Below are 21,585 nucleotides of genomic sequence, written 5' to 3'. Positions count from 1 at the left end.
CTACCGCCACGGCAATCCTCACACGGTCAAGAATTTGCGCACTTCGGTTTCCACCAGTCCCGCTTTGTCGCCGGCCATCACCACCTCCCCCCGGTCCAGAACGGCGTAAAGGTCGGCCAGATCGCGGGCGAACTCGAAATACTGCTCCACCAGGACGATGGCCATGTCGCCCCGGTCGCGCAGCCAGGAGATGGCGCGGCCGATATCCTTGATGATGCTGGGCTGGATGCCCTCGGTCGGTTCATCCAGCAGCAGCAGGCGCGGACGGGTGACCAGAGCGCGGCCGATGGCAAGCTGTTGCTGCTGCCCACCGGACAAGTCACCACCGCGCCGCGACAGCATGGATTTCAGGACGGGGAACAGCTCGAAAATCTCATCCGGGATGAAACGCTGACGCCGGGGCAGGGGGGCGAAGCCGGTCTCAAGATTCTCCTTCACGGTCAGCAGGGGGAAAATCTCCCGCCCCTGCGGCACATAGGCGATGCCGCGCCGGGCCCGGTCCTCGGTGGAAAGCTTGGAGATATCCACCCCTTCCCAGGTGATGGAGCCGCCGCTAATCGGGCGGTGACCGATGATGGCGCGCAGCGTGGAGGATTTGCCCACGCCATTGCGGCCCATCAGGCAGGTGACCTTGCCCGGCTGTGCTGTAACGCTGACCCGGCGCAGGGCCTGGGCAGCACCATAATGCAGGTCGATCTCATTCAGGTTCAGCATGTCTCACCGCCCCAGATAGACTTCGATCACGCGCGGATCGGCGCTGACATGGTCCAACGAGCCGTCGGACAGGACGGAGCCTTCATGCAGGACCGTCACCTTCACATCCAGATCGCGCACGAACGTCATGTCATGTTCGACGACGACAACCGACCGCGTCTGCGCAATCTCCCGCAGCAGGCGCGCCGTCTCCGCCGTCTCCGCATCGGTCATGCCGGCCACCGGTTCATCGACCAGCAGCAATTTCGGTTCTTGGGCCAACAGCATGCCGATTTCCAGCCATTGCTTCTGACCATGGCTCAGCGATCCGGCCAGGACATGGCGGCGGGCGGGCAGGCGGATCGTATCCAGGATGGAAAGGATCCGGTCATCATTCGCCCCTTCGCGGTGGAACAGGCTGGCGAACGGTCCGCGCTTTCCGGCCAGGGCCAGGTCGAGATTGTCCCAGACCGTATGGCTTTCAAACACGGTCGGCTTCTGGAATTTGCGGCCAATGCCCAGCGTGGCGATATCGGCCTCGTCCATTTCCGTCAGGTCGGTGTCGCCATCGAACAGGATGGTGCCCTTGTCGGGCCGGGTCTTGCCGGTGATCACATCCATCATCGTGGTCTTGCCCGCCCCGTTGGGGCCGATGATGGCGCGCATTTCACCCGGCATGATGATCAGTGACAGGTTATTCAGCGCCCGGAACCCGTCAAAGCTGACAGAGACGCCATCAAGGTAGAGCTGGGTGTGCTGCGGATCGGGTTTTGACATTATTGCCCCTCCGTCACGGTCTGGGTGGCGATGGCGGCGGCCTGCTTTTCCCGCCGCCGCCGCCGATGGTCGGTCCACAGGCCGACAATGCCACGCGGCAGGAACAGGGTGACCGCGATGAACAGGCCGCCCAGCGCGAACAGCCAGATTTCCGGCAGGGCGTTGGTCAGCAGGGTCTTGCCGAAATTGACCAGGACCGCGCCGATCACCGACCCGATCAGGGTGCCGCGACCACCAACGGCGACCCAGATCACCGCTTCGATCGAATTGGCGGGGCTGAATTCACCGGGATTGATGATGCCGACCTGCGGCACATACAGCGCCCCCGCCACCCCGGCCATGCAGGCCGAGGTGACGAAGACCAGTAGCTTATAATGTTCCACGCGATAGCCCAGGAACCGGGTACGACTTTCGGCATCACGGATGGCGACCAGCACGCGGCCCAGCTTTGACCGCACGATCCAGCGGCAGAGGATGAACCCCAGCGCCAGCGCAATGGCGGACGCCGCGAACAGGGCGCTGCGCGTGCCATCGGCCTGTATGGAGGCGCCCAGGATATCTTTGAAGTCGGTCAGGCCGTTATTGCCGCCAAAACCCATGTCATTGCGGAAAAACGCCAGCAGCAGGGCGAAGGTCATCGCCTGGGTGATGATCGACAGGTACACGCCTGTCACCCGGCTGCGGAAGGCCAGCCAACCCAACAGCCCCGCCAGCAGACCCGGCACCAGCAGCACCATGATGGCCGCAAACCAGAACTGGTCAAATCCCAGCCAGTACCAGGGCAGTTCCTGCCAGTTCAGGAAGACCATGAAATCGGGAAGGGTGGGGTGGCCATACATGCCGCGCGGCCCGATTTGCCGCATCAGATACATGCCCATGGCGTAGCCGCCCAGCGCGAAGAAGGCACCATGGCCCAGGGATAGGATACCGCAATAGCCCCAGACCAGATCAACCGACAAGGCCAGCAGGGCATAACAAAGATACTTGCCCATCAACGCGACCATATGCGGGGGCACATGGAACGCGCTGTCGGCTGGCACCAGCAGATTCAGCACCGGGATCAGGATGGCCAGTCCCAGGGCCACGGCACCGAACAGCAACCCCGCCCGGTCCAACCTTGGCAACAGAATTCCGCCTTGCATGGGCGTCCCCTCAATGTTCGATGGCGCGGCCCTTCAGGGCGAAAAGGCCCCGCGGACGCGCCTGGATGAACAGGATGATGCCGACCAGCACCAGGATCTTGCCCAGCACCGCGCCTGCCAGCGGTTCCAAAAGCTTGTTGACAACGCCCAGCGATAGGGCGCCGACCAGCGTGCCCCACAGGTTGCCGACGCCGCCAAAGATCACGATCATGAAACTGTCGATGATGTATCCCTGGCCCAGATTGGGGCTGACATTGTCGATCTGTGACAGTGCCACGCCCGCCAACCCGGCGATGCCCGAGCCTAAGCCGAAGGTAAGCGCATCGACGCGCGCGGTACGGATGCCCATGGCCCGCGCCATCGCCCGGTTCTGGGTCACGGCGCGCATCTGCAATCCCAACGGCGTGCGGCGCAACAGCAGCATCAGGGCCGCGAAGACCATCAGGCCGAACAGGAAAATCCACATGCGGCCAAAGGTGATGGTGATATCCCCCAGCTGAAATGCGCCAGCCATCCAGTCTGGATTTCCCACCTCCATATTGGTGGGGCCGAAAATCGAGCGCACCGCCTGCTGCAACACCAGCGACAGGCCCCAAGTGGCGAGCAGCGTTTCCAGCGGGCGGCCATAGAGGAAGCGGATGATGCCGCGCTCAATCAGGATGCCAACCCCGCCTGCCACGACAAAGGCCAGGGGCAGAGCGATCAGCAAGGACCAGTCGAACAGGCCGGGCACATGGGTACGGATCACATCCTGCACGACATAGGTCGTGTAGGCACCCAGCATCACCATTTCCCCATGTGCCATGTTGATCACGCCCATCACACCGAAGGTGACGGCGAGACCAATGGCGGCCAGCAGCAGGACGGAGCCCAACGACAGGCCATAGATGATGTTCTGTGCCGCCGCCGCCCAGGCCAGCTTGTTCTCAATAAGGCGCACCGCCTCTGTTGCGGCCTTGGCCACCGCGGCATCCTCGCTGCCCAACAACGGGTTCAGCAGGGCCAGCACCGCCTGTCCGCCCTTGTCGGCGATGGTGGCGATGGCAGACAGCTTGTCATCAGTGCCAAGAGTGTCATCGGCCAGCAGGATGGCGGCGCGGGCCTGTTCCAGGCTGCGCTTGACCTTTATGTCCTGCTCCGCAGCCAGTGCCGCCTCCACCAACGGCAACGCTGCGGCGTCCCGGCTGACAAAAACGGCTTCAGCCGCGGTGCGGCGGACGGCGGCATCGGGGCTGCGCAATGTCAGAGCACCCAGCGAGGCACCAATGGCCCGGCGCAGGCGGTTATTGACGCGGATCAGCTCTACATTGCCCGCCGGCTCCGTTCCCACGGCTGCCCCCGTCAGTGGGTCGGTCAGGCTGATGCTTTCCTCCTGCTCCTGCCCGATCAGCACCTTGTCATCGGCCAGCCTTCGGTAAAGCTGACCGCTTTCCAGTGCCTTCAGGGCCGGGACGATCGCGGGATCACCCGTTTCCGTCAGGGCCGTCAGCGCCTGTTCCTTGGCGGCGTAATCATCGGTGGCCAGCGCATCGATCAGGGGACCCGTCGCCTGTGCCAACACCGGCGGCGTGACCAGCAGGGACAGCAGCAGAAGCAGCATTCGCATGGGGTGGCCTTTCGGGAAGCAGCGAACCCCCTCTCTCACCCAGGTGGGAGAGGGGGCGTCATTACCGTCTTACTTCGCGCCGCCGCACTTGCCCGTGGCGGTGTTGAAGTTGCCGCAGGACAGCGGCTTGCGCCAATCGGCGATCAGGTCCTTGCTGTCGGGAAGGTAGTCGGACCATTCGTCACCGGCGACCAGGCCCGGCGTCTTCCAAACGGTTTCAAACTGCCCATCGGCCTGCACCTCGCCGATCAGGACGGGCTTGGTGATGTGATGGTTGGGCAGCATGGCGGAATAGCCGCCCGACAGGTTGGGCACGGCCACGCCGACCATGGCGTCGATCACCTTATCGGGATCGGTGGTGCCGGCCTTTTCCACCGCCTGCACCCACATGTTGAAGCCGATGAAATGCGCTTCCATCGGGTCGTTAGTGACGCGCTTGGGGTTTTTGGTGAAGGTCTGCCACTTCTTGATGAATTCAGCATTGATCGGGGTCTTCACGCTCTGGAAATAGTTCCAGGCGGCCAGATGACCCTGCAACGGCTTGGTGTCGATGCCGGCCAGTTCCTCCTCACCCACCGAAAAGGCGATGACGGGGATGTCGGTTGCCTTGATGCCCTGGTTGGCCAGTTCCTTATAGAAGGGCACATTGGCATCGCCATTGATCGTGGACACGACGGCCGTCTTCTTGCCCGCACCGCCGAAGGTCTTGATATCCTTCACAATCGACTGCCAGTCGGCATGGCCGAACGGCGTATAATTGATCATGATATCTTCGGCCTTCACGCCCTTGGCCTTCAGATAGGCTTCCAGGATCTTGTTGGTCGTGCGCGGATAGACATAGTCGGTGCCGGCCAGGACCCAGCGCTGCACCCCTTCGCCGATCAGATAATCCACCGCCGGCACCGCCTGCTGGTTGGGGGCGGCACCGGTGTAAAAGACATTACGGCTGCTTTCCTCCCCCTCATATTGCACGGGGTAGAACAGGATGCCGTTCAGTTCCTCAAACACCGGCAGAACCGATTTGCGCGACACCGAGGTCCAGCAGCCGAACGTGGCCGACACCTTCTGCACCGCCAGCAGTTCCCGTGCCTTTTCAGCGAACAGCGGCCAGTTACTGGCGGGGTCTACCACCACGGGCTCCAGCTTGCGGCCCAACACGCCGCCCTTCTTGTTTTGCTCCTCGATCAGCATCAGCATGACGTCCTTCAAGGTCGTCTCGCTGATGGCCATGGTGCCCGACAGCGAATGCAGGATGCCGACCTTGATCGGCGGCTTGTCAGCGGCCAGCGCCACCCCGGCCGTGCCCAGCATCAGGGCAGCACCGGTGATGGACAGGACGGCGGAACGCAGGAATTGACGACGCGACATGGGGTTATCTCCCGTCAGCAGAAATGGTTTTGGGGAAAGGGCGTGCGCGGCCGCCACCGTCAGAACTGCAATTGCAGTCCCAGTGTGAACCGGTCGCTGTCAGCACCCGGGCCGGTATCAACCGTGGAATATTCGGCGCTGATGCGGGCGGAATGACCGCTGATCACATAGTTGACGCCGAAATCATATTGCTTGGTGTCAAACCGAGAGGCGTCTGGGTCAAAGGTCTGATACCGGACAAAGGGTTGGAACTGGCCGATACCAACCTTTGCCGGCAGCAAATAGGCGCCGCCGATCAGCCAGGCCTCACCCGCCACGACGCCGCCGACATTGGCGGTGCCCGACGCGCCGCCGAAACCGGGTGCCACGTCGGCTACGCCGTCCGTGTCATAGGAATACCAGGCACCTTCCAGGGTGACGGCCCCGGCATCGCCCAGCTTCTTCTCAAACAGCGCATCGATGCTGACGGCGCCGTAATCGCCGGGCCGGGCGGCGGTGCCCACGCCATCCTCCTGATACGCACCGGCAATGGCCAGCGTCAGCACGTCGGCGGAACCATAATATGTGCTGCTGGTGTAATAGGCGGGGTTATCCTCCACGTCGAGGAAGTTGTAGGCCAGTCGCCCCGTGAACAGCATATTGTCGCCCTGGTTGCTGGCGCCCCGGATGCGGTTATGGCCCTTGAAGGCGCCGGCGGCATAGGTCAGGCGCTTGTCCAGCAGCTTGCCCCAGACGGTGGCGCCATCATCGCGGCCTGCGAATTTGGCCGGGTACTGCGAGACGACACCAGGGTAGGACCAGGCGTTGATGTAGTAAGGGCCATCCAGGTTGGCGCGGTCGCTGGGTGGCAGCATGCGGCCGACCCAGATGTTGAATTCATCGGAGAATTCAAAGCGGGCGTAACCGTCCAGCAGTTTCAGGTTCCCGTCGCCATCGCGTTCGGTGTTGAAGGTCGCCTTGATCGTGTCCGACAGGGAGCCGGAGACGAAGACGCGCACGCTGTCCAGATTGAACTCGTTCGACCGGTCGCTGCCGCTGGGCGCGCCATCTTCGGCGCTGGTATAAGAACCGCGCATGCCCAGGCCGATGGACAGCGATTTGCCATCCCCGAATGTCTGCGTGAAACCGGCCGAAGCCGGGGAAGCGGACAGGCCGGCCAGCACAAGCGCCAAGGCCGATACCGCCATGCGCGCAGCCGCCGGCCGCGACGCAAACTTGCGTCCCATCATGAAGCACCCCCTGTTTTGCGGAAAAATCCTTAGCTGGGCTGTTGCTGCCCATGGCCCTGTTTGTGAAAGGAAGGTTAATGTCTCGCAGATGCGAAAACGAATACGTCAGACGACGTATGTCTGCGCATGCTGGACCGGTTTAGGGTCCTGAGCATGGGGTGGAACAGGTTCTGGGGGGCGGGGGCTTTGATGGACATCTGCGCATGCTGAAATCGCTGCCCATCGTGCGTGTGCGGCGACAGTATAACCGCTGGGTCTCCGACCAAACGGTGGAGGATTATGCCCTGCGGTTCACGGCTGACCGCGCGCGGCGTTGGTCGCCGTTCCGGGTGGGCAATACGGCCATGGGCGCCATCTCCTTCCTGGCGTGCGAAGCGATCGGGGCGTCGATCACGCTGGCCTATGGATTCACCAATGCCATGGCGGCCATCGTACTGGTCTCCATGCTGGTGCTGGCGACCGGCCTGCCTATCGCCTATTACGCGGCGAAGTTCGGCGTGGATATGGATTTGCTGACCCGCGGTGGCGGGTTCGGCTATATCGGTTCCACCTTCACCTCTCTGATCTATGCCGGTTTCACCTTCATCCTGCTGGCCCTGGAAGCGGCCATCATGTCGGAGGCGCTAACCCTCTGCCTGGGCATCCCGCTCTGGCTATCACACATGGTCAGCGCCCTGATCGTGCTGCCCATCGCCATCCATGGCATCCGCAAGATCAGTTGGATGCAGGTCTGGACGCAACCGGTCTGGCTGGTGCTGCAGCTTTCCCCCCTGGCCTTTGTCATGCTGGCAGCACCGGGGGAATTGTCGGGCTGGACCCGTCTGGCGGGGCTGCACGCGCCGGAGGGCGGGTTTTCGCTGCTGGCCTTTGGCCTCGCCACGTCTGTACTGCTGTCGCTGCTGCCGCAAATCGGGGAGCAGGTGGATTATCTGCGCTTCCTGCCGGACCGCAAACGGGCGGGTAAGGTTGGTTGGTGGAGCGCCATGCTGATTGCGGGGCCGGGCTGGATCTTTATCGGCGGGGCCAAGCTGGTGGCCGGATCGCTGCTGGGCTATGCGGCCATTCAGGCGGGCATGAGTGCGCTGGAGGCTGCAACACCGACATCCATGTACCGCATGGTCTTTGAACGGATCGTGTCGTCGCCGGGCCTCGCCCTAGCCCTGACGGTGATTTTCATCGTGGTCTGTCAGGCCAAGATCAATGTCACCAATGCCTATGCCGGCTCCATTGCCTGGTCCAACTTCTTTTCCCGCCTGACCCATTCCCATCCGGGTCGCGTCGTCTGGCTGGTCTTCAACGTCATGCTGGCGCTGATGTTGATGGAGATGGGGATTTTCGGGGTGATCGAGAGCATCCTGGGCATCTATGCCAATCTGGCCGTCGCGTGGGTGGGTGCACTGACCGCTGACCTTCTGGTCAATAAGCGCATGGGCTGGAGCCCGCCCAGCATCGAATTCCGCCGCGCGCACCTGTACGACATCAACCCCGTCGGTGTTGGTGCCATGGGCATATCGCTGCTGCTGTCGCTGTCGGCCTTTTTCGGGCTGCTGGGGGAGTTAGCGCGGGCCTTTGCGCCGTTATTGGGGCTGGTGTCGGCCTTTGTCTCGGCCCCCATCATCGCCTGGGCTACCAAGGGGCGCTATTACATTGCGCGGCAGCCAGACGTGATGGCGACGGAGGGCGGCCTGATTCGCTGTTCGGTATGCGAGAATATGTTCGAGCCGCCGGACATGTCCTACTGCCCGGCCTATGGCGCTCCTATCTGCTCGCTCTGCTGTTCGCTGGAAACGCGCTGCCATGACCGGTGCAAGGTGCGGGCGACGCTGGGGGAGCAATTGTCCGATCTGGTGGGCAACCATCTTCCGGTGGCACTGCGCCGCTGGCTGGGCAGCCGTATCGGGCGGTTCGCGGCCGTTATGGCGCTGCTGACGGCGGGCATGGCCATGCTGCTGGCCCTGATCGGTACGCAGTACGGGGCGATACCGGGCGTACCGAAGGAAACGGTGCGGACCACCCTGCAGATCGTCTTTGCGTCGGCCCTGATCATTATGGGGCTGGCGGCCTGGGCCATCGTTCTGGCCCATGAAAGCCGGCGCTTGGCGGAGGAAGAGAGCGAGCGACGGATGACGTTGCTGCTGGACGAGATCGAGGCGCATGAACAGACCGACGCCGCCCTGCAAAAGGCCAAGGAGGCGGCGGAGTCCGCCAACATCGCCAAGACCCGCTTCATCGCCGGCCTGTCCCACGAGGTGCGCACGCCGCTAAATTCCATCAATGGCTATGCGCAACTGCTGGAACGTGGCGGCTTGCGACAGCCCGAAGATGCGGTGCGGGTGATCCGGCGTAGTGCGGAGCACATTACCCGCCTGGTTGATGGGTTGATGGATATTTCGAAGATCGAGACCGGCACGGTACAGATCAGCCGCGATGTCGTGGACCTGCCGGCCTTCCTGGCGCAACTGGCCGACATGTTCGGGCCACAGGCAGCGGCCAAGGATGTGGCGTTTGAGTACCGACCCGACCCGACCCTGCCGCGTTTTGTCCTGACGGACGAGAAGCGGCTGGGCCAGATATTGATGAACCTTCTGTCCAATGCCGTGAAATACACGGAGCGCGGGCAGGTACGGTTCAGCGTGCGCCGGCGTGGGGAAACCGCGGAATTCGAGGTGGCAGACACCGGCATTGGCGTGGCGCCGGAGGACCGGGAGCGCATCTTCCTGCCGTTCGACCGGGGCAATCTGCCCAGCCGGATGGACGCCATCCCCGGCACGGGCCTGGGCCTGACCATCACGCGGCTTTTGACCCATGTGCTGGGGGGCGAACTGACCATGGACAGCCAGCCGGGAAAGGGCAGCAGTTTCAAGGTGCATATGCTGCTGTCAGAAGTGCGGGCGCCGGTGCAGGCGCGGCCCAGCCACCGGGTTCTGGGCTATCATGGTGACCGGCGCACCATCCTGCTGTGCGATGATGATGCGCAGCACCTGTCCATGATGCGGCAATTGCTGGAACCGCTTGGGTTTGACCTGATCTTTGCCAGCAATGGCGTGGAATGCCTGGACCTCGCCCCCCGGCATAATCCGGACCTGCTGATCCTGGATATCTCCATGCCCGGCCTCAATGGCTGGCAGGTGGCGCAGGCGTTACGCGATGGCGGGATGGCGGATCTGCTGATCCTGCTTCTGTCGGCGGAGGCGCATGATCTGGCAGAACGCGGGCGGGGGACCGATCAGCCGCATGATGATTTCCTGGTGAAGCCAGTGGATATCGCCCAGCTTCTGGAGCGGCTGGAGGTGCTGCTGGACCTGGAATGGCAACGGGAGGAACCGATGGCCGAAGGCGTTCCCGTGGCCCCCGCCCTGACGGCGGCGGAAATCGCGGGCCTGCTGAACCTGGCCAAGATCGGTCATGCGCGGGGGATCGAGCTGCTGCTGCGGGAGCTGCGCGCCACCCATCCGGGGCATGAGGGCTGGTTCGACCGGCTGTCGCTGCTGGCCCAGGGGTTTGAGTATGAACGGCTGGCAGAGGTGCTGGGCACCGCCGGGATGATGGGGACGGAACATGCGTGACGGGGCAACCGCCAGCGATATGGTCCTGGTCGTCGATGATAATCGAGACGAGTTGAACATGCTGGTCGACGCGTTGGAACGCGGCGGGTTCACGGCCCTGGCCGCCACGCGGGGGGAGGCGGCCTTGACCCTGCTGGAACGCGTGATGCCGTCGCTGGTGGTGATGGATGCCGTTATGCCGGGCATGGACGGTTTCACCACATGCCAGCAGATCAAGCGGGACGCACGCACGGCGCATTTGCCCGTCATCTTCATGACCGGCCTGACCGAAACCGCCCATGTGCTGCGCGGGCTGGAGGTGGGGGGCACCGATTATGTGACCAAGCCCGTCAATCTGGTCGAACTGCTGGCCCGCATCCGGGTGCATATCGCCACGGCGCGGGCGGCGCATGGGGCGCGGCTGGCGCTTGATGCATCGGGCCGCCACCTGTTCGCTGTCAATCCGCAGGGGCATATTCTGTGGTCAACACCGCAGGCGGCCAGTCTTCTGTCGGCGGCATTTGGCGAGGGGGCCGTGCCGCCGGAACCGGTGCAGGCCCTGCTGCAACGTGCCGTGGCCGGTGGGTCGGACACGGAGACGGCAGAACCCCTGGCACCCGCCGCCGGGGTGGGGCCGGCGCGTTACCTGTTGCCCACTGGGCCGGGTGAATATCTGTTCCAACTGACGGCCGCCGGCCCGTCGGGCGAGGATATATTGCGGGCGCAGATCGACCTGACCCTGCGTGAGGTCGAAGTTCTGCGCTGGCTGATACATGGCAAAACCAATCGGGAAATCAGCGAAATCCTGGGCATCAGCCCGCGCACCGTGAACAAACACCTTGAGCGCATCTTCGCCAAGATGGGCGTGGAAAACCGCGCGTCGGCAACCTCACTGGCCATGCGGATCATGGCGGGCAAGGGGTAGCGTCCCACCAATACGTCATCCTGCGTATATGGCGGTGCAGCATGGATCCGCATACTGGTCTGGCCGGGGTAATCGGTACAGGAACCAGATCGGACCATGAGCGCGATGATTGTCACCCAATTCTGGACCGTGCAGGACTGGGCCAAGGCCTATCGGGCTGGGCAACGCCCGCAGGATTTGCTGCCCAAGCTGCTGGAGGCGCTGTCCGGCGATGATCCCGCCTGGATCAGCCTGATCGGGACGGATGCGTTGCAGGCGCGGATCGCGGCCCTGGACCCGTCGGCCCCGCTTTATGGCATTCCCTTTGCTGTGAAGGACAATATCGACGCCGCAGGCCTGCCCACTACCTGCGCCTGCCCGGATTTTGCCTATCAGCCGGATGTCAGCGCCACCGCCGTGGCGCGTCTGGAGGCGGCGGGGGCCATTGTCATCGGCAAGACCAACCTGGATCAGTTCGCCACGGGGCTGGTCGGCACCCGATCCCCCTATGGCACCGTGCCCAATGCCTTCAGCCCGGATCATGTTTCCGGCGGGTCCAGTTCCGGGTCGGCATCGGTGGTGGCGCGCGGTCTGGTGCCGTTTGCGCTGGGCACCGATACGGCGGGGTCGGGCAGGGTGCCGGCGGGGCACAATAATCTTGTGGGGTTTAAGCCCACGCGGGGGCTGGTCTCCACGCGCGGGCTGGTGCCGGCCTGCCGCACGCTGGACTGCATCACCATCATGGCCCTGTCGGTCGATGATGCGGCCAGTGTGATGGAGCAGATGCAGGGCTATGATGCTGCCGATGCCTACTCCCGCAAGGCCGGGGCACCGCCCACCGCCTGGCCGGCGCGGCCCGTGCTGGGCATTCCCAAGGCACCCAACTGGTTCGGGGATGGCGCGGCAGAGGCGGCCTATCAGGCGTCGCTGTCACGCCTGACCTCCTTGGGCGTGGAACTGCGCGCCATTGATTTTCAGCCGCTGTGGGATGTGGCCGCATTGCTCTATGACGGGCCATGGGTGGCCGAACGCTATGCCGCCATTGAAGGCGTGATGCGCGACCGGCCCGACACGGTGCATCCCGTCGTCCGCTCCATCATCGACAAGGCCCGCAACTTCACCGCCGCCGACGGGTTCAAGGCCGAATATCGGCGCATGGAACTGGCGCGCCGGGTCGAGGGCTTGATGGCGGGCCTGGATGGGCTGCTGGTGCCCACGGCCCCGACCCTGCCCACCATTGCTGAGGTGATGGCCGATCCGGTAGGGGTGAACAGCCGTATGGGGCTTTACACCAATTTCGTCAATCTGCTGGACTGGTCGGCCATCGCCCTGCCGGGGGGCATGCGCAGCGACGGCCTGCCCGCCGGCATCACCCTGATTACACCTGCCTGGAACGAGGCGCGGCTGATCGAGTTCGGGCGATTGTGGCAGGCGGCCAGTCCGTGGAAGCGCGGGGCCAGCAGCCTGTCGCTGCCGCAGCCAGAAAAGATGGTGGAAGGACGGCATGGGCATATCACGCTGGCAGTCGTCGGCGCGCATCTATCGGGCATGCCGCTGAACGGGCAGTTGACGGAACGCGGAGCCGTGCTTCTGGAAAGTACGCTGACTTCCGCCGCCTATCGCCTTTACGCCCTGCCGGGCACGACCCCGCCCAAGCCGGGGCTGGTGCGCACGGGTGAGGGGATGCCCATCGCGGTGGAGCTGTGGGACATGCCGGTGGCCCATTACGGGTCATTCGTGGCGCTGATTCCGCCGCCGTTGGGCATCGGTACGCTGGAACTGGTCGATGGCCGACATGTGCAGGGTTTCCTGTGCGAGGCCTGGGCCACCCACGACGCCGCCGACATCACCAGCCTTGGCGGCTGGCGCGCCTATATGCGCCTGCGTGCGCAGAATGCTGCTTGATCACGAAGGGGATTAGGGAATGTTCAGCACTGTTCTGATCGCCAATCGTGGTGAGATTGCCGTTCGTATTGCCCGCACGTTGAAGCGGATGGGCATCCGCTCCGTCGCCATCTATTCCGACGCCGATGCCGACAGTCTGCATGTGGCTGTGGCCGATATCGCCATCCCGCTGGGCGGGCAGACGCCGGCGGAAAGCTATCTGCGTGGCGACCGGATCATTGAGATTGCCAGGGAGACGGGGGCGGAGGCCATCATCCCCGGCTATGGCTTTCTGTCGGAGAATACCGAGTTCGCTGAACAATGTGCCGCCGCTGGCATCGCTTTTGTCGGTCCCACCCCGGACCAGATCCGCCGCTTCGGCCTGAAACACACCTCACGCGAGATTGCCAAGGCAGCGGGCGTGCCCCTGACGCCCGGCACCGACCTGTTGAAGGATGTGGCGGCGGCCAAGGCGGCTGCTGCGGAGATTGGCTATCCCGTCATGTTGAAAAGCACGGCAGGCGGCGGCGGCATCGGCCTGCAGCGCTGTGCCGATGAGGGGGAACTGGTCGCGGCGTTTGATAGTGTGAAACGCCTGGGCCAATCCTTCTTCAAGGATGGCGGGGTGTTTATCGAACGGTTCGTGTCCGATGCCCGCCATGTGGAGGTTCAAATCTTCGGCGATGGCCGGGGCAATGTGGTGGCGCTGGGCGAACGGGACTGTTCGGTCCAGCGCCGCAATCAAAAAGTGATCGAGGAAACGCCCGCCCCAGGATTGCCGCCTGAGACCCGCCGCCGCCTTCTAGACGCCGCCGTGCGTCTGGGGCAGGCGGTGGGTTATGTCTCGGCCGGCACGGTTGAGTTCATCTATGACGGCGCCCGTAACGCCTTCTACTTTCTGGAGGTGAATACGCGGCTTCAGGTCGAACATCCGGTGACGGAGGCGGTGACCGGCCTGGACCTTGTCGAATGGATGATCCGCATCGCCGCCGGTGATCCGCCCGATTTCAGTCATCTGCCCGAACCGCAGGGGGCCTCTATTGAGGTGCGGCTTTATGCTGAAAACCCGGTGCGCAATTTCGCGCCGTCGCCCGGCACCCTGACGGAGGTGTTCTTCCCCGAGGGCGTGCGCGTCGATGGTTGGGTGCGCACGGGGACCGAGGTTTCCGCCAATTACGACCCGATGATCGCCAAGCTGATCGTGCATGGACCGGACCGGGAGGCGGCGCGGTTGAAGATGCTGGCCGCCCTTGACGCCACGCGTCTGCATGGCATTGCCACCAATCTGGATTATCTGCGCGGCATCCTGTCGGGCGACACCTTCATCAACGCCCGTATGTCCACCCGCTTCCTGGACAGCTACCACCATGTTTCGCCTGTGGTGGAGGTGCTGGAACCCGGTACCTACACCACCGTGCAGGATTATCCGGGCCGGCACGGATATTGGGACATCGGCGTGCCGCCTTCCGGGCCGATGGATGATTACGCCTTCCGCCTCGCAAACCGCATTGTCGGCAATGACGCGGCGGCGGCTGGTTTGGAATGCACCCTGCAAGGGCCGACCCTGCGGTTCCATGGCGATGCCATCATCGCCCTGACCGGCGGCGCGATGCCGGCCAGCCTGGATGGTGGTGAGGCGCTGTCGTTCTGGACACCGATCAGTGTCAAGGCGGGGCAGGTGCTGCGGCTGGGCCGGGCGGAAAGCGGGTGCCGCACCTACATCGCCATCCGCAACGGGTTGGATGTGCCCGACTATCTGGGCAGCAAATCCACCTTCGTCCTGGGCCAGTTTGGCGGCCATGCGGGCCGCACCCTGCGCGTGGGCGACGTGCTGCCGGTCAGCCGTCCGGGGGCGCCCGCCTGCACCACACCGGCTCCCACCCTTGATCCTTCACCAGCCCCGGCCAGTCTTATCCCTGCCTATAGCAAGCATTGGGATATCGCGGTGTTGTATGGTCCCCATGGCGCGCCCGACTTTTTCAAGTCCGCGGCCATGGAAGCCTTTTTCAGCAGCGATTACCGCGTGCATCACAATTCCAACCGGCTGGGCGTGCGGCTGGTGGGGCCAAAGCCGGAATGGACGCGCAGCGATGGCGGGGAGGCGGGGTTGCACCCGTCCAACATCCATGACTGCGTCTATGCCATCGGCAGCATCAATTTCACCGGCGACACGCCCGTCATCCTGACCTGTGACGGGCCTAGCCTGGGCGGCTTTGTCTGCCCTGCCACCATCATCAAGGCCGACCTGTGGAAGGTAGGGCAGGTGAAACCGGGCGACACAATCCGCTTCCGCCCCGTCAGCTTTGCCGACGCCCTGGCCCTGGAACGTGCACAGGATGCGGCGATTGCCGGGCTGGACGATACGGGCCTGCCGGTGCCGGCGGTAATTGAGCCCGACAGCTGCATCCTGACCCGCCTGCCTGCCAGCGGTGACCGGCCCATGGTCACTTATCGTCAGGCCGGCGATAAATATATCCTGCTGGAATATGGGGAGAATGTGCTGGACCTGCGGCTTCGGCTGCGCATCCATCTGTTGATGGAGGCGCTGACGGCGGCCAGGGTGCCTGGTGTGGCCGAACTGTCGCCCGGCGTGCGATCGGTGCAAATCCATTATGACAGCCGGGTGATCCATCAGGATGCGTTGGTCGCCACGCTGCTGACGCTGGAAGAAGGGTTGGGGGCGGTGGCGGGGCTGAAGGTGCCGAGCCGCATCGTGCATCTGCCCATGGCGTTTGAAGATAGCGCCACACTGGGTGCCGTCACCCGCTATCAGGAAACGGTGAAGGCGGACGCCCCGTGGCTGCCCAATAATGTCGACTTCATTCAGCGGATCAACGGCCTGGAACGCCGGGAGCAGGTGCACGACACCATCTTTGATGCCAGCTACATGGTCCTGGGCCTGGGCGACGTCTATCTGGGGGCGCCCTGTGCCGTGCCGCTGGACCCGCGCCACCGCCTGCTCACCAGCAAATACAACCCTGCCCGCACCTATACGGCGGAGGGCACGGTGGGGATCGGCGGTGTCTATATGTGCATCTATGGCATGGACAGCCCCGGTGGATACCAGTTGGTGGGGCGCACCGTGCCCATCTGGAACAAGTTCCTGGCCAACCGGCAGTTTGGAGCAGAACCCTGGCTTCTGCGCTTCTTTGACCGCGTGCGCTTCTATCCGGTGACGGAGCCGGAACTGGACAGGTTCCGGGCCGATTTCCGTGCCGGCCGGGCGCAGGTGGCCGTGGAGGACTCGGTCTTCGATCTGGAGGCACATGAGGCGGCCTGGGCGGCAGAAGCCGACGACATCGCGGCATTCCGCGCCCGCCAGCAGGCGGCTTTCACGGCGGAAGTGGCACGCTGGCAGACCGATGACGCTGTCATAGCGGCGGAGGCCGATGCCGCCCCCGCCGTGGCAGATGAGAACGCCATCCAGGCCGATATTTCCGGCAATGTCTGGAAGGTGCTGGTCGAGGTGGGGCAGCAGGTGGAGCCGGGCCAGACCCTGGTCGTGCTGGAAGCCATGAAGATGGAGTTCACCATCCAGGCGCGATGCGCCGGTCGTGTCGGGGCCGTTCATTGCCGGGCTGGGCGGTCCGTGACGGCGGGTGATGCCCTGTTGTCGATGGAGGTGGCCTGACGGGCGGGGGCTTCTTGTCCCCGCATGGCGGAGATGACTTCCCTTTCAGGCAAGTTACCGCTATCATTTTCATCGCAGACAAATGGTAAGGCCAATAGCATCTGGCTGTACCAGAAAGTCCGCTGAATGACCATGTGTGCCCAGCAAAATTGGAATTACCAATTTTGTTGAATTCCCATGCGCCAATGGTGTTCAATCAATCCGGACACAAGACCGGCCCACCCCCTTTCCGGGTGGCCAGGGCGGGCAGCAGGGAATTGCACCATGTTGATGACACAGACCATGCGCTGGTTCGGCCCGAACGATCCGGTGCGGCTGGTGGATATCCGCCAGGCCGGCGCCACCGGTATCGTCACGGCCCTGCATGAGTTGCCGAACGGCGCGGTCTGGACTGTGGATGCCATCCAGGCCCGCAAGCAGATGATCGAGGCCGCGGGCCTGACCTGGGACGTAGTGGAAAGCGTTCCCGTGCATGAGGGGATCAAGACCGCTGGCGCCGATTGGGACCGCCTGATCGATGCCTATCGGCAAAGCCTGCGCAATCTGGGCGCCTGTGGCGTGCGGGTCGTGACCTATAATTTCATGCCGCTTCTGGACTGGACCCGTACGGATCTGTCCTTTGCCATGCCCGACGGGGCGCTGGCCCTGCGCTTCGACTGGGACGCCGTCGCGGCCTATGATCAGTACATTCTGGAACGACCGGGGGCGGAGGTTGACTACGCCCCCGATGTCCGTGCCCGTGCCCGCACGCTGTACGAGGCGATGAATGTGGAGGACCGCCGCGCCCTGGAACGCACCATCATTGCCGGCCTTCCAGGCAGTGAGGAAAGCTTCACCTCCGCCCAGTTCCTGGACGCCATCGGCACCTACCGCGATATCGGGGCAGAGACGCTTCGCCGCAACCATGTACGGTTTCTGGAGGAAGTGTGCCCCGCGGCGGAGGCGGCGGGGGTGCAGCTTGTGGTTCATCCTGATGACCCGCCTTTCCCGATCTTCGGCCTGCCGCGCGTGGTCAGCACGGAGGCGGATGTGACCAACCTGTTCCGGCAGGTTCCCAGTGCCGCCAACGGCCTGTGCTTCTGCGCCGGTTCCTTTGGGGCCCGCGCCGACAATGACCTGCCCGGAATCATACGTCGCCTGGGCGACCGCATCGGCTTCGTCCATCTGCGTTCGGTTCAGCGAGAAGCGGATGGAAAGTCGTTCCATGAGGCCGCCCATCTGGAAGGCAATGCCGGGATGGCCGACATTGTGACGGCCCTCTGCGAGGTGTCGGACGCACAGAACCGCAGCATCCCGATGCGCCCCGACCATGGTCACCAGATGCTGGACGATCTGAACAAGGTCACCAACCCCGGCTATTCCCTGCTGGGCCGCATGCGCGGTCTGGCCGAACTGCGCGGGCTGGAGCGGGGGATACGCCACGCGCGGGGGCGTTAAGCCACCCTTCAGCACAGCTGGCAGATATCCTTCACATCCATGTCGTTGTAATCCAGGTTCTCCCCCGCCATGGCCCAGATGAAGCTGTAGGCGCGGGTGCCGCAGCCCATATGCACCGACCAGGGCGGGGAGATCACGACCTCCTCGTTGCCCATCACCATGTGCCGCAACTGGTCCGGATGGCCCATATAGTGGAAGACGCGGTCATCTTCCCCCAGATCGAAATAGAGATAGATCTCCGACCGCCGCTCATGCACATGCGGCGGCATGGTGTTCCAGACACTGCCCGGCTCCAGGATTGTCATGCCCATGCAAAGGGAGGCGCTGGCGCAGGTATGGGGCAGGATCAGCTGGAAGATGCTGCGATCATTGCCGGTCTCTAAGGACCCGCGCCGCATCGGCGTGATGTCGGAAAGGCTCAGCTTGCGCAAGGCACACGCCCGATGCGCTGGCACGCTCAACAGGTAGTAACGCGCGCTATCCCCCTCGAACCGCACATCGCGGCTGCCCATGGGAATATACAGCGCGTCGCGCGGGGCCATCTCAAACCGCTCGCCATCGACGGTGATGCTGCCGGCCCCACCTCCAATATTCACCACACCCATTTCGCGCCGTGACAGCAGTGGCTGGCCCGCCGCACTGTCGGGTTCGCTGTGCGGGGGCAGAGTGAGGCTCTGCCCGGCGGGTACGGCACCGCCGATGATGAACCGCTCCCCGTGGGAGTAGTTGAGCACCAGCTCCCCCGCCCGAAACAGGCCGGTGACCAGATAGCGGTCGCGCAAGTCCCCGTTCGACGCCCCCGCCATCATGGCGGGGTGCGTCGCGTGGAAGGTCTTTTCGAACAAAATCGCCTCCGCTTTACAGCGTGTGGGGCGGCCTCAGAGCTTCGCGATGGCGGATGCCGCCAGCAAGAAGGCACCGACGCCGTAATATTGCGTATCCTGGGGTTCCACCTGCTCCGGCCGGTCACTGACCTGCTGTACCCAGCCCAGGCGTCCGTCCGGCTGGATGGAACGGGTCAGCGCGTCCCAGCCGCGCCGCGCTACGGGTTCATAGGCGGCACGGTCCAGCAGGCCGGCGCTGATGCCCCAGGCGATGGCATGGGTGTAGAAAGCCGTACCGCTGCTTTCCGCCGGGGAGTTTTCCGGGGCCAGCAGCGAGGGCGGCCAATATCCATCCGGCTTTTGTGTGGCCTTGATCTTGGCGGCCATTTCCTTGAACAGGGCTTCCATCCGCAGCCGGTCCGGACTGCCCGGTTCCAGCAACGGGAGGGTCCGAGCGATGCCTGACAGAACCCAGCCATTGCCCCGGCTCCAGAACATCTTGCGCTGCTTGTCATCGCGGCGTTCAAAGAACCGGCTGTCGCGGTAGTACAGGCTTTCGGCGGGATCATAGAGAAAGTCGGTGGTGGCCCAGAATTCCGCCAGCGCGAAATCGCGATACCGATTGTCACCCGTCTGCCGCGACATCTCGATAAAGGCCGGCGGCGACATGAACAACGCATCGCACCAGCACCAGCGCTTCAGGCACTCTGCGTCATTGTACCCCGTGGGCGGCACATAGAAGGCCAGGTTCACCCGTGCCGGGTTGGCCAGCACGAAATCAAACACCCTGCGCGCCGGAATGATGACCGCCGGGTTGGCGCCATGCCTGGCGGCCCATAGATAGGCCTGCCCGATCGTGTGGTCATCGGCGTGATAGGGGCGGTCGGCCAGCGTCCAGCCATTCTTGGCGCCCATATCGAGGATGGCCTTGGCGATGTCGGGCGGTGCACCGGCATCGGCCAGTTCCGTCATGCCCACCCAGAATACGGCCTGCTCCCAGCCACGCGGGTTGCGCGTGCCGCCGGTCGCGCGGGGAATATGGCTGGTATCGGTCATCCGTGCCAGCTGCCACCGCGCCAGTTTCACGGCACTGTCGATGGCCGCCTTTGCCGCCGGTGCCGGGGACGTTGCCTTGGGCGTATCCTGCGCCGGTGCGGTCACGGGCAGGGCGGCCAGAAGCGGGGCCAGGGCCAGAAGGGCGATGGTGCGGGGCGTCTTCATGGGGTTTCCTTGGACGGGGGAATGACAGCGGTCAGGCGCGGGCTCAACAGATGCAGGGCGGCCAGGGCGAACAGGTAGGCGGTCCCCGCCACGGTGAAGATCAGGGCATAGGAACCGGTGGCCCCCAGAATATAGCCCACGAACTTGGCGATCAGCATACCGCCGATGGCACCCGCCGTCCCGCCGATCCCCACCACCGACCCGACCGCCGCGCGTGGGAACAGGTCCGACGGCAGGGTCAGCAGATTGGCTGAAAAAGCCTGATGCCCCGCCGTCGCCAGTCCGATCAGCAGCACGGCCAGCCACAGATTATCGACATACTGCACAAAGACGATGGGCAGGATGATCGCCGCACAAAACAGCATGGTCAGCTTGCGGGCCCGGTTGGGCGTGAAGCCCGCCCTGATCATGCGGCTTGATGCCCAGCCGCCGGCCACGCTGCCCAGATCCGACAGCAGATAGATCGCCACCAGGGGCGGGCCGAAACTTTTCAGGTCCAGCCCATAGCGGCGACCCAGGAAATCCGGCAGCCAGAACAGGAACATCCACCAGATGGGATCGGTCAGGAATTTCGGCACCGCATAGGCCCAGGTTTCCCGCACCAGGAACAGCCGGCGCCAGGGCATGCGTTCCACCGCCGGCACCGGATCGCTGCGGATCAGGGCCAGTTCCTGCGCATTAACGCGCGGATGCTTGTCCGGCGAACGGTAGAGCGTCAGCCACGCCACCAGCCAGACCAGACTGAACAGGCCGGTAATCACAAAGGCCGCGCGCCAGCCATAGGCCAGGGTCAAAGCCGGGATCAGCAGTGGCGTGATGATGGCACCGACATTGGCCCCGGCATTGAAGATTCCGGTGGCAAAGGCGCGTTCGCGCTGCGGGAACCATTCACTGACCGCCTTCAGGCCCGCCGGGAAATTGCCGGACTCCCCGATGCCTAATGCGAAACGCACCATGGCGAACTGTGTGACGCTGTGCGCCATGCCATGGGCGCAATGGGCGAGCGTCCAGAAGAAGAAGGCGATGGCGTAGCCGAAGCGGGCACCGATCACATCAATGAAACGCCCCATGCCCAGAAAGCCGATGGCATAGGCGGCCTGGAACCAGAAGACGATGTCGGCATATTCCGCCTCCGTCCAGGCCAGATCCACCTGCAAAACCGGCTTGAGCACACCGATCATCTGCCGGTCGACATAATTGATGGCTGTGGCCGCGAACAGCAGACCGCAGATCACCCAGCGATAGCGGCTGGCCGTGCCGGCGGCACTGGCGACAATCTCATCGCGTCCGCTGCTCATGACCGGGAATTCCGGGAGCCGGGCGT

Annotated in this window: 14 protein-coding genes; 5 read left to right on the top strand and 9 right to left on the bottom strand. The window is 63.9% G+C overall.

The genetic code is table 11. The features are described from left to right. Positions 1-18 precede the first annotated feature (18 nt). The 6 genes from urtE to C0V82_RS24185 all read right to left on the bottom strand — a co-directional run bounded on the left by urtE (position 19) and on the right by C0V82_RS24185 (position 6,815). Entirely contained in the window at positions 19-714 is a 696-nt protein-coding gene (gene urtE, locus C0V82_RS24210; protein WP_102114968.1) for an urea ABC transporter ATP-binding subunit UrtE, read from the bottom strand. Between the two features lie 3 nt (positions 715-717). Continuing rightward, complete coding sequence (gene urtD, locus C0V82_RS24205; RefSeq protein WP_102114967.1) at positions 718-1,470, bottom strand: urea ABC transporter ATP-binding protein UrtD; 753 nt, start codon at positions 1,468-1,470, stop codon at positions 718-720. Then, a complete protein-coding gene (gene urtC, locus C0V82_RS24200) occupies positions 1,470-2,612 on the bottom strand; it encodes an urea ABC transporter permease subunit UrtC (protein ID WP_102114966.1) in 1,143 nt (380 codons plus the stop codon). The genes urtD and urtC overlap by 1 nt, the downstream gene beginning before the upstream one ends. A 10-nt stretch (positions 2,613-2,622) precedes the next feature. Beyond that, positions 2,623-4,212 (bottom strand): urea ABC transporter permease subunit UrtB, encoded by a 1,590-nt coding sequence (urtB, locus tag C0V82_RS24195; protein WP_245924320.1) that lies wholly within the window; start codon positions 4,210-4,212, stop codon positions 2,623-2,625. A 75-nt stretch (positions 4,213-4,287) separates the two neighbouring features. Then, positions 4,288-5,529, bottom strand: a complete 1,242-nt coding sequence (gene urtA / locus C0V82_RS24190) for an urea ABC transporter substrate-binding protein (RefSeq protein WP_102115193.1) — start codon at positions 5,527-5,529, stop codon at positions 4,288-4,290. 116 nt (positions 5,530-5,645) lie between these two features. Continuing rightward, a complete protein-coding gene (locus C0V82_RS24185; RefSeq protein ID WP_211107954.1) occupies positions 5,646-6,815 on the bottom strand; it encodes a porin in 1,170 nt (389 codons plus the stop codon). A 203-nt stretch (positions 6,816-7,018) separates the two neighbouring features. On the opposite strand from C0V82_RS24185, the gene C0V82_RS24180 reads away from it, so the two are divergent. From C0V82_RS24180 to uxuA, 5 genes are all read left to right on the top strand, one after another. Next, positions 7,019-10,381: a hybrid sensor histidine kinase/response regulator gene (locus C0V82_RS24180; RefSeq protein ID WP_102115191.1), complete on the top strand. Its 3,363-nt coding sequence runs from the start codon at positions 7,019-7,021 to the stop codon at positions 10,379-10,381. Further along, on the top strand, positions 10,374-11,285 hold the full coding sequence (locus tag C0V82_RS24175) for a response regulator (protein WP_102114964.1): 912 nt from the start codon (positions 10,374-10,376) through the stop codon (positions 11,283-11,285). The genes C0V82_RS24180 and C0V82_RS24175 overlap by 8 nt, the downstream gene beginning before the upstream one ends. A gap of 105 nt (positions 11,286-11,390) precedes the next feature. Then, positions 11,391-13,169, top strand: a complete 1,779-nt coding sequence (gene atzF, locus C0V82_RS24170; protein WP_102115190.1) for an allophanate hydrolase — start codon at positions 11,391-11,393, stop codon at positions 13,167-13,169. Between the two features lie 19 nt (positions 13,170-13,188). Further along, positions 13,189-16,779, top strand: coding sequence for an urea carboxylase (gene uca / locus C0V82_RS24165; protein ID WP_102114963.1), 3,591 nt, complete (start codon positions 13,189-13,191; stop codon positions 16,777-16,779). Positions 16,780-17,043: 264 nt separating this feature from the next. Next, complete coding sequence (uxuA, locus tag C0V82_RS24160) at positions 17,044-18,216, top strand: mannonate dehydratase (RefSeq protein ID WP_102114962.1); 1,173 nt, start codon at positions 17,044-17,046, stop codon at positions 18,214-18,216. Between the two features lie 8 nt (positions 18,217-18,224). Here uxuA and kduI read toward each other — a convergent pair whose 3' ends face one another. Genes kduI through C0V82_RS24145 form a run of 3 tightly spaced genes read right to left on the bottom strand, consistent with a single transcriptional unit; the run spans position 18,225 to position 21,559 of the window. Further along, the gene (kduI, locus tag C0V82_RS24155) at positions 18,225-19,061 is read right to left on the bottom strand and encodes a 5-dehydro-4-deoxy-D-glucuronate isomerase (protein WP_102114961.1); all 837 of its coding nucleotides are present in this window, start codon (positions 19,059-19,061) and stop codon (positions 18,225-18,227) included. Between the two features lie 33 nt (positions 19,062-19,094). Continuing rightward, positions 19,095-20,261 (bottom strand): glycoside hydrolase family 88/105 protein, encoded by a 1,167-nt coding sequence (locus tag C0V82_RS24150; protein ID WP_211107955.1) that lies wholly within the window; start codon positions 20,259-20,261, stop codon positions 19,095-19,097. Next, positions 20,258-21,559, bottom strand: coding sequence for an MFS transporter (locus C0V82_RS24145; RefSeq protein WP_102114960.1), 1,302 nt, complete (start codon positions 21,557-21,559; stop codon positions 20,258-20,260). The genes C0V82_RS24150 and C0V82_RS24145 overlap by 4 nt, the downstream gene beginning before the upstream one ends. Positions 21,560-21,585 lie beyond the last annotated feature (26 nt).

Origin of the sequence: Niveispirillum cyanobacteriorum (assembly GCF_002868735.1) — a bacterium.
Lineage (GTDB): Bacteria > Pseudomonadota > Alphaproteobacteria > Azospirillales > Azospirillaceae > Niveispirillum > Niveispirillum cyanobacteriorum.
The sequence above is the reverse complement of the archived record's forward strand: the minus strand, read 5'-3'. Positions and strand labels throughout refer to the sequence as shown.